The organism is Streptomyces sp. NPDC057654 (genome assembly GCF_042800135.1).
Classification (GTDB): Bacteria; Actinomycetota; Actinomycetes; order Streptomycetales; family Streptomycetaceae; genus Streptomyces.
The window spans coordinates 1-1522 of the sequence record NZ_JBHVHQ010001328.1 but is presented as its reverse complement, the minus strand read 5'-3'; the positions used below and the strand labels follow the sequence as shown (position 1 = coordinate 1522).

General features: G+C 68.1%; 1 protein-coding gene. It reads left to right on the top strand.

What is annotated here, in order from left to right:
* Positions 1-448: 448 nt before the first annotated feature.
* Positions 449-1480, top strand: coding sequence for a radical SAM protein (locus ACFU99_RS43310; protein ID WP_384404203.1), 1032 nt, complete (start codon positions 449-451; stop codon positions 1478-1480).
* Positions 1481-1522: the final 42 nt, after the last annotated feature.

The window sequence follows — 1522 nt, the reverse complement described above, 5'->3', positions numbered from 1 at the left end:
GCCGCGGCGGTGTTCTTCGCAGCGGTCCGGGCGACGCTCCCGCTGTTCACGGCGTCAGGGGCGTGCCCGGGGCGCACCCCTGACAGGCTCCGGCGAGCGCCCGCCCGCGGGCCGTTTCGGTGTCGATTACATGCGCCCCGGGGCCCCCGGAGACCCCGGGGCACGGCTGGAATAACTCTCACATCCCCCGGAACACCCGCCTTACGTTCATTGGCGTACGGCGGTGACCACCGGCCCAATTGCCGTGTCGAGCGCCCGACCCGATCGGGAATCCAGTTCCCGCTCCCGGGCCCGCTGACGTCCGCCGTACGGAGAGCACCACGCATGTGCCAGGGTTCACGCGCCGCCGGCCGGGTCCCGTCCGATTCCGTCGCCGCCGCGCCGAACCTGCCCGGAAACCCTTCCGAACGGGGAGTGCACAATGGCTACCTTTGTTCCCGTGGAGAGCGTGACCAGCTCCCGTGACCGCTCGCGCGTCCACTACAAGCGGTTCCACAACATCTATCTGTACGTCACCGAGAAGTGCCAACTGCGGTGCGGACACTGCTACATGGGCGACCGGCTGGAGCGCGGACTGTCGCTGACGTTCGACCGCGCGAGCAACATCATGGACTACTGCCGCACCCTCGGCGGCGAGTACATCACCTTCCTCGGCGGCGAGCCCACGCTCCACCCCGACCTGCCCCGCATGGTCGACTACGCCGAGGAGCTGGGCTACAAGCAGATCATGATCAACTCCAACGGTCTGCTGGAGCGCACCATCGACAAGATCGACCCGGCGAAGCTGCACTACATCTCCTTCAGCCTGGACGGCGCGAGCCCCGCCACGCACGACGCGATCCGCGGCGAGGGCATGTTCGACAAGACGGTCCCGTGCATCCGCGAGACCATCGCGGCGGGCTACGACGTGCGGCTGATCTGCACGATCTCCCAGCTCAACATCGACGACGCGGCACCGCTCCTCGCGCTCGCCGACGAGCTCGGCGTCAAGATGGTCAACTTCCACGTCTTCTCCGAGGAGGGGCGCGGGATCGCCAACGCCGACGAGTGGTCGCTCTCCCCGCAGCGCTGGATCGACTTCTACGAGTACCTGGAGTCGATCAAGGACGACTACCGGACGTCGATCTGGTACCCGCCGACCTACGCGGGCCCGCAGAAGCTGGAGCGGTACATCGACGAGGGGTACCGCGGCTGCGTCGGCTGCTCCCTCGACCGGCTGTCGATCTTCCCGGACGGCCGCTGCTACGTCTGCTCGGTGCTGTTCGACGAGCCCATGCACTTCGCCACGATGACCGACCGCGGGCTGCGGCTGAACCGCCAGCACAACGAGTTCGAGCTGTTCACCCAAGCCGCCTTCCAGGCCAAGGACGAGCCCTGGCTGAGCGGCTGCCCCGCCGAGGAGGTGCTCGCCAAGAACGGCAAGCCGCAGAACCCCGAGGGGCTCGTGTCGATGTGCCGGCTGTGGAAGTCCCAGGCATGACGCCGAGCCGACCGGATCTGCCTGCGGGCGCCGGGGCACGCC